Consider the following 7,690-nt stretch of genomic DNA (forward strand, 5'->3'; position numbering starts at 1 on the left):
GGTAGATACGGACGAGTGGTACCGATCGGAACGCGCACGGCCCGACCCCTATCCCGACTCGCGGCGAGGTGAGCTCCTCATGTCCGCCCCATCCGACATCCCCCAGGCCCCCAAAGTCACCGAGCGCGAAGCGCGGCAGGTGGCCGAGGCCGCCCGTGAACAGGACTGGCGCAAGCCGAGCTTCGCCAAGGAACTCTTCCTCGGACGCTTCCGGCTGGACCTGATCCATCCCCACCCCCTGCCGGCCCCGGACGACGTGCGGCGCGGCGAGGCCTTCCTCGCCCGGCTGCGCGAATTCTGCGAGGCCCACGTCGACGGCGCCCTCATCGAGCGCGAGGCCAGGATCCCCGACGAGGTCATCAACGGCCTCAAGGAACTCGGCGCCCTCGGCATGAAGATCGAGACCAAGTACGGCGGTCTCGGACTGACGCAGGTCTACTACAACAAGGCACTCGCGCTGGCCGGTTCGGCGAGCCCCTCGATCGGTGCGCTGCTCTCCGCCCACCAGTCGATCGGCGTACCGCAGCCGCTGAAGATGTTCGGCACGCAGGAGCAGAAGGACGCCTTCCTGCCCCGCCTCGCGCGGACGGACATCTCCGCCTTCCTCCTCACCGAACCCGACGTCGGCTCCGACCCGGCACGGCTGGCCACCGCGGCCGTGCCGGACGGCGACGACTACGTCCTGGACGGCGTGAAGCTCTGGACGACCAACGGCGTCGTCGCCGACCTGCTCGTCGTCATGGCCCGGGTCCCCCGGTCCGAGGGCCACAAGGGCGGCATCACCGCCTTCGTCGTCGAGGCCGACTCCCCGGGCATCACCGTGGAGCACCGCAACGCCTTCATGGGACTGCGCGGCATCGAGAACGGCGTCACCCGCTTCCACCAGGTCCGGGTCCCCGCGGCGAACCGGATCGGCCCCGAGGGCGCAGGGCTCAAGATCGCCCTCACCACGCTGAACACCGGCCGCCTCTCGCTGCCCGCCATGTGCGTCGGCGTCGGCAAGTGGTCCCTGAAGATCGCCCGTGAGTGGTCGGCGGTCCGCGAGCAGTGGGGCAGGCCCGTCGCACGGCACGAGGCGGTGGGCGCGAAGATCTCCTTCATCGCCGCCACCACCTTCGCCCTCGAAGCGGTCGTCGACCTCTCCTCGCAGATGGCCGACGAGAGCCGCAACGACATCCGCATCGAGGCCGCGCTGGCCAAGCTGTACGGCTCCGAGATGGGCTGGCTGATCTCCGACGAGCTCGTCCAGATCCGCGGCGGACGCGGCTTCGAGACCGCGGCCTCACTCGCGGCCCGCGGCGAACGCGCCGTACCCGCCGAGCAGATGCTCCGCGACATGCGGATCAACCGGATCTTCGAGGGCTCCACGGAGATCATGCACCTGCTGATCGCCCGCGAGGCCGTCGACGCCCACCTCAAGGTCGCCGGCGACATCATCGACCCCGACAAGCCGCTCTCCGACAAGGCGAAGGCGGGCGCCAACGCCGCCGGGTTCTACGCACGCTGGCTCCCCAAGCTGGTCAGCGGGCCCGGTCAGCTGCCCAACGCCTACGGGGAGTTCCGCGTCCCCGGCCACCCCGACCTCTCCGCGCACCTGCGGTACGTCGAGCGCTCGTCCCGCAAGCTCGCCCGCTCCACCTTCTACGCGATGTCCCGCTGGCAGGGACGCATGGAGACCAAGCAGGGCTTCCTCGGCAGGATCGTCGACATCGGCGCCGAACTCTTCGCGATGAGCGCCGCCTGTGTCCGCGCCGAGCACCTGCGGGCCGACGACGACCACGGCCGTGAGGCGTACCAGCTCGCCGACGTGTTCTGCCGGCAGGCCCGCATCCGGGTGGAGGAGCTCTTCAACCGGCTGTGGTCCAACACCGACGACATCGACAGGCGTGTCGTCGACGGAGTCCTCTCCGGGACCTACACCTGGCTGGAGGAGGGGGTCATCGACCCCAGCGGCGACGGCCCATGGATCGCCGACGCCACCCCCGGCCCGGCCACCGGGGCGAACGTCCACCGCCCCATCCGCTGAACCCGGTACACCCGCGGGGCGCGTCCACTGCCTGGACGCGCCCCGCGGCTACGCCCGCCGCACGGCAAAATGGGCGCCCGTGACCGTCATCGACATCCCCGGCTCCAAGTCCGTCACCGCCCGCGCCCTGTTCCTGGCCGCCGCCGCGGACGGCACGACCACCCTCCTGCGCCCCCTCCACTCGGACGACACCGAGGGATTCACCGAGGGACTGTCCCGCCTCGGATACGGGGTCACCCGCGAGCCGGACCGATGGCACATCGAGGGGCGCCCCTCGGGACCCGCCGCGACGGACGCCGAGGTCCACTGCCGCGACGGGGCCACCACCGCGCGGTTCCTGCCGACGCTCGCCGCCGCCGCGGCCTCCGGCACGTACCGCTTCGACGCCTCCGCGCAGATGCGCCGCCGTCCCCTCGCCCCGCTCACCGAGGCCCTCCGCGCCCTCGGCGTCGACCTGCGATACGGAGGAGCGGAGGGCCACCACCCGCTCACCATTGAGGCATCCGGCGTCAAGGGCGGCGAACTGACCCTCGACGCGGGGGAGTCGTCCCAGTACCTCACCGCGCTGCTCATGCTCGGCCCGCTCACCACCGAGGGCCTCCGGATCGACGTCACGGAGCTCGTCTCGGCGCCGTACATCGAGATCACCCTCGCGATGATGCGCAGCTTCGGTGTCGAGGTCGTCCGGGAGGGGAACACGTTCACCGTCCCTCCCGGGGGCTACCGCGCCACCACGTACGCCGTGGAGCCCGACGCGTCCACCGCGAGCTACTTCTTCGCCGCGGCGGCCCTCACCGGCCGTGAGGTCACCGTCCCCGGCCTCGGGACCGGCGCGCTCCAGGGCGACCTGCGCTTCACCGACGTGCTGCGCCGCATGGGAGCCGAGGTCACGACCACCGCCGAGGCCACGACCGTACGGTCCTCCGGGCGGCTCTCCGGCTTGACGGTCAACATGCGTGACATCTCGGACACCATGCCGACCCTCGCCGCGATCGCGCCGTTCGCCGGCTCGCCCGTACGGATCGAGGACGTCGCCAACACCCGGGTGAAGGAGTGCGACCGGCTGGAGGCGTGCGCCGAGAATTTGCGGAACATGGGCATCACCGTCCACACCGGGCCCGACTGGATCGAGATCCACCCCGGCACCCCCCGCCCCACCGAGATCGTCACCCACGGCGACCACCGCATCGTGATGTCGTTCGCCGTCGCCGGACTGCGCACACCCGGAATCAGCTACGACGACCCCGGCTGCGTACGGAAGACGTTCCCCGGGTTCCACGAGGAGTTCGCGGGCTTCGTGGCGAGGACCGCGCGGCCGTAATCGCGGTGCGCCCCGGTTCGGAGCGCACTACGGTCACCCGCATGATGACCCGGAACGCTGCCCTGGCCGTCCTCGCCCTGCTGCGCGAAGCGGGCACCGACGTGGTGATCGCCGGAGGCTGGGGCATCGACGCCCTGCTCGGCGAGGAGACACGCGAGCACCGCGATCTCGACCTCCTGCACCGCCGCGAGCAGGAGGCCGCGGTCGTGGCCGCCCTGGAGTCCGCCGGATACACCGAGACACTGGACCGGCGCCCTGTCCGCTTCGTCCTCAGTCACCCGTCAGGGCTCGACATCGACCTGCACCCACTGGAGTTCGCCGCCGACGGGTCCGCCGTCCAGTCCTCCTTCGACCCCGCGGAGCCCTTCCGCTACCCGGCCGCCTGCTTCGTCACCGGCACCATCGGGACGACCACCGTCCGCTGCATCTCGGCCGAGCAGCAGGCGCTGTTCCACCAGGGCTACCAACCGGCCGGGCACGATGTGGCGGACATGCGGCGGCTGGGGGAGAAGTTCGGCATCGATACGCACTTCTGACCTCACGATGCCGCACAATCGAGCCTCGGCCGCGATCGGGCACGGGTCCCGGCGCGTCAACAGGAGACAGGGGCGGGGATGTTCGGGGTGTACGGGGCGGGCGGCAGACGGGGTGCCGTGGCGGCGGGATGCGCGGTGGGGGCCCTCCTGGGGCTCACCGGATGCGGTGGCGGGGACGACGGCGACGGCAAGGGCAGCGCCGGGAGGAGCCCCGCGCCCTCGCGCCCGGCGGCGACGGCCGAAGGGCTCACCGAGGCGCAGCTCACCGCCGCCGCGTTCACCGACGGGGAGCGGGCCGGCGGCCTCACCGCGTCCGAGTACACCCTGGACGGGCCGCTCGGGGACGCCTACACCGCCGCCCCAGCCGTCTGCCAGCCGCTGGTCAGCCTCGCCGGTGACGTCAGCGACTACGACCCCGTCGCCCAGGTGCAGCGCAAGGCCGACAAGCCCGAGGAGATGCTCGGGGTCACCGTCGACGTGACCCTGCGCTCGTACGGCAACGGCGAGGCCGCGAAGGTCATGGAGTCGCTGGACAGGGCCGGCCGGGAGTGCGCCGGGGGGCTCACCGAGGAACGGGCGGTCGCGCGCGCCGCCTACGAGAAGGTCGAACCCGCCGCGCTGCCCGCGTTCGCGGAGGAGACCGACGAGGCGAAGGCCTACCGCTTCACCGTCCTCGACGTGAAGGGGAAGCTGAAACTGTACGAGTACCTCACGGTCCTGCGCTCCGGCTCCACCACGCTCGCCTTCCGCGGCGAGATCCTGGGCACCCAGGACATCGGCGGTGTCCCGGAGGACGTCATGGCCGCCCAGTGGAAGAAATTCCGTGCCGCGCGGGCATGAGGCGCGCGCCGACGGGGGCGCGCTGTCACGACGCACAGCGGATGCGGCAACAATGGGGGCCATGAGCGACAGCCCCGCACCCCTCGCCGATCCGCATCTCGTCTTCGACGCTGCGGAAGGCCGCCGGGATCTGGTGATCCTCGGCTCCACCGGGTCCATCGGTACCCAGGCCATCGACCTGGTCCTGCGCAACCCCGCCCGGTTCCGCGTCACCGCGCTCTCCGCCGCGGGCGGCAGGGTCCGGCTCCTCGCCGAGCAGGCGCGGCAGCTTCGCGTACGTACGGTCGCGGTGGCCGACGGGGACAAGGTGCCGGCGCTCCGCGAGGCCCTGGGCGAGGTCTACGGGGCGGGGGAGCCGCTCCCGGAGATCCTGGCCGGCCCCGACGCCGCCACGGAACTCGCGGCGAGCGCGTGCCACACCGTGCTGAACGGGATCACCGGCTCGATCGGTCTCGCCCCCACGCTGGCCGCGCTGAAGGCGGGCCGCACGCTCGCCCTGGCGAACAAGGAGTCGCTGATCGTCGGCGGCCCGCTGGTGAAGGCCCTGGCGGCCCCCGGCCAGATCATCCCGGTCGACTCCGAGCACGCCGCGCTCTTCCAGGCCCTCGCCGCGGGGAAGCGGGCCGACGTCCGCAAGCTCGTCGTGACCGCGTCCGGCGGCCCGTTCCGCGGACGCACGCGCGCGGAACTGGCCGATGTCACGCGGGAGCAGGCCCTGGCGCACCCGACCTGGGCCATGGGCCCGGTCATCACGGTCAACTCCGCGACCCTGGTCAACAAGGGCCTGGAGGTCATCGAGGCGCATCTCCTCTACGACATCCCGTTCGACCGGATCGAGGTCGTGGTCCACCCCCAGTCGTACGTTCACTCGATGGTGGAGTTCACCGACGGCTCCACCCTCGCGCAGGCGACCCCGCCCGACATGCGGGGCCCCATCGCCATCGGTCTCGGCTGGCCTCAGCGGGTCCCGGACGCGGCCCCCGCCTTCGACTGGACGAAGGCCTCCAGCTGGGAGTTCTTCCCGCTCGACACGGAGGCGTTCCCGTCCGTCGGGCTCGCCCGGCACGTGGGCACCCTGGGCGGCACGGCCCCCGCGGTCTTCAACGCGGCCAACGAGGAGTGCGTGGAGGCGTTCCTGGCGGGACGGCTCCCCTTCAACGGCATCATGGATACGGTCACAGCGGTGGTGGCCGAACACGGCACCCCCGTACGGGGAACTTCACTGACGGTCGCGGACGTCCTCGAAGCGGAGACCTGGGCCCGGTCCAGGGCCCGCGAACTCTCGGCGGAAGCGACAGCGGAGGCGCACGCATGAGCATGACGACGATCCTGATGACGATCCTCGGTATCGCCATCTTCGCCGTGGGTCTGCTGTTCTCGATCGCCTGGCACGAACTGGGCCACCTGTCGACGGCCAAGCTCTTCGGCATCAGGGTGCCGCAGTACATGGTCGGCTTCGGGCCGACCATCTGGTCGCGCAAGAAGGGCGACACCGAGTACGGCATCAAGGCCATCCCCGCGGGCGGCTACATCCGCATGATCGGCATGTTCCCCCCGGGGCCCGACGGCCGGATCGAAGCGCGCTCCACCTCGCCGTGGCGCGGCATGATCGAGGACGCCAGGTCCGCCGCCTTCGAGGAGCTCGAGCCGGGCGACGAGACGCGACTCTTCTACACGCGCAAGCCGTGGAAGCGCGTGATCGTGATGTTCGCCGGACCCTTCATGAACCTGGTCCTGGCCGTCGCGATCTTCATGGGCGTGGCCATGACCTTCGGCTTCCAGACCCAGACCACCGAGGTCGCGGGCGTCCAGCAGTGTGTGATCGACCAGAGCGAGGACCGCGACGCCTGCAAGGCGTCCGACCCGGTCTCGCCCGCCAAGGCGGCGGGCCTGGAGGAGGGCGACACGATCGTCGCCTTCAACGGCCGGAAGATCGACGACTGGGCCACCCTCTCGGACAAGATCCGGCAGACGATCGGCCCCGCCACCATCACCGTGCAGCGCGACGGCCAGGAACAGACCCTGAACGCCGTGCTCGAGGAGAACGCCGTCGCCAAGAAGGACGCCGACGGCGAGGTCGTGCCCGGAGAGTTCGTCGAGGCCGGCTACCTCGGCTTCGCCGCGAAGACGGAGATCCTGCCGCTCTCCTTCGGCGACTCGGTCGTCCGCATGGGCGACATGATCGAGAACGGCGTCGATTCGATCATCGCCCTGCCCTCCAAGATCCCCGACCTGTGGAACGCGGCGTTCAGCGACGGCGAGCGCGCCGACGACTCACCGGTCGGCGTGGTCGGCGCGGCCAGGATCGGCGGCGAGGTGATGAACCTCGACGTCCCGGCCCAGAACCAGATCGCGATGATGCTGTTCCTGCTGGCCGGCTTCAACCTCTCGCTCTTCCTCTTCAACATGCTGCCCCTGCTCCCGCTGGACGGCGGGCACATCGCGGGCGCCCTCTGGGAAGCCCTGCGCCGAAATGTCGCCAAAATCTTCAAGCGGCCCGACCCCGGCCCGTTCGACGTGGCGAAGCTCATGCCCGTCGCCTACGTGGTCGCCGGGATCTTCATCTGCTTCACGCTGCTGGTGCTGGTCGCCGACATCGTGAACCCCGTGAAGATCACCTGACGTCCCACCTGTCACATGGGTGACGGCCGGCCACACAGGTGGTGTCCGGCCGCCACCCATCGGGCGGTTCGACGGCACGGGTGCGCCCCGTTCGCCTCCGGTGCCGTAACCTCGAAGTCTGGAGCCCGCCGTTCTCGGGACCTCGATCCACACTGATCCACACCTTGGGGATGCTCAGCGCATGACTGCGATTTCTCTCGGAATGCCGGACGTTCCGACCAAGCTCGCCGACCGGCGGGTCAGCCGCCAGATCCAGGTCGGGTCGGTGGCGGTCGGCGGGGACGCACCGGTGTCGGTGCAGTCGATGACGACGACGCGTACGTCGGACATCGGTGCGACGTTGCA

Annotated in this window: 7 protein-coding genes; all 7 read left to right on the forward strand. The window is 70.9% G+C overall.

Annotated elements, in window-relative coordinates; translation table 11 throughout:
- Nucleotides 1–79 precede the first annotated feature (79 nt).
- The gene (locus ACIBCU_RS36150; protein ID WP_399236726.1) at nt 80–2,026 is read left to right on the forward strand and encodes an acyl-CoA dehydrogenase family protein; all 1,947 of its coding nucleotides are present in this window, start codon (nt 80–82) and stop codon (nt 2,024–2,026) included.
- 79 nt (nt 2,027–2,105) lie between these two features.
- Nucleotides 2,106–3,347, forward strand: coding sequence for a 3-phosphoshikimate 1-carboxyvinyltransferase (gene aroA / locus ACIBCU_RS36155; protein ID WP_399236728.1), 1,242 nt, complete (start codon nt 2,106–2,108; stop codon nt 3,345–3,347).
- Nucleotides 3,348–3,352: 5 nt separating this feature from the next.
- Nucleotides 3,353–3,883 carry a nucleotidyltransferase domain-containing protein gene (locus tag ACIBCU_RS36160; protein ID WP_362931575.1) on the forward strand — a complete coding sequence of 177 codons (531 nt, stop codon included), beginning with the start codon at nt 3,353–3,355 and terminating at the stop codon, nt 3,881–3,883.
- Between the two features lie 78 nt (nt 3,884–3,961).
- A complete protein-coding gene (locus ACIBCU_RS36165; RefSeq protein ID WP_399236730.1) occupies nt 3,962–4,723 on the forward strand; it encodes a hypothetical protein in 762 nt (253 codons plus the stop codon).
- Nucleotides 4,724–4,775: 52 nt separating this feature from the next.
- Nucleotides 4,776–6,038, forward strand: a complete 1,263-nt coding sequence (gene dxr, locus ACIBCU_RS36170) for a 1-deoxy-D-xylulose-5-phosphate reductoisomerase (RefSeq protein ID WP_362931579.1) — start codon at nt 4,776–4,778, stop codon at nt 6,036–6,038.
- Entirely contained in the window at nt 6,035–7,345 is a 1,311-nt protein-coding gene (locus ACIBCU_RS36175; RefSeq protein WP_362931581.1) for a site-2 protease family protein, read from the forward strand. The genes dxr and ACIBCU_RS36175 overlap by 4 nt, the downstream gene beginning before the upstream one ends.
- A gap of 181 nt (nt 7,346–7,526) precedes the next feature.
- On the forward strand, nt 7,527–7,690 hold a 164-nt coding region (locus tag ACIBCU_RS36180), incomplete at its 3' end, for a flavodoxin-dependent (E)-4-hydroxy-3-methylbut-2-enyl-diphosphate synthase (protein ID WP_399236739.1).

This window comes from Streptomyces sp. NPDC051064, from assembly GCF_044455985.1.
Taxonomy (GTDB): Bacteria; Actinomycetota; Actinomycetes; order Streptomycetales; family Streptomycetaceae; genus Streptomyces.

Bases quoted from the DNA above. Each gene is read 5' to 3' on its own strand.
- ACIBCU_RS36150 (WP_399236726.1), top strand. From the start codon at position 80: ATGTCCGCCCCATCCGACATCCCCCAGGCCCCCAAAGTCACCGAGCGC.
- dxr (WP_362931579.1), top strand. From the start codon at position 4,776: ATGGGGGCCATGAGCGACAGCCCCGCACCCCTCGCCGATCCGCATCTC.
- ACIBCU_RS36175 (WP_362931581.1), top strand. From the start codon at position 6,035: ATGAGCATGACGACGATCCTGATGACGATCCTCGGTATCGCCATCTTC.
- ACIBCU_RS36165 (WP_399236730.1), top strand. From the start codon at position 3,962: ATGTTCGGGGTGTACGGGGCGGGCGGCAGACGGGGTGCCGTGGCGGCG.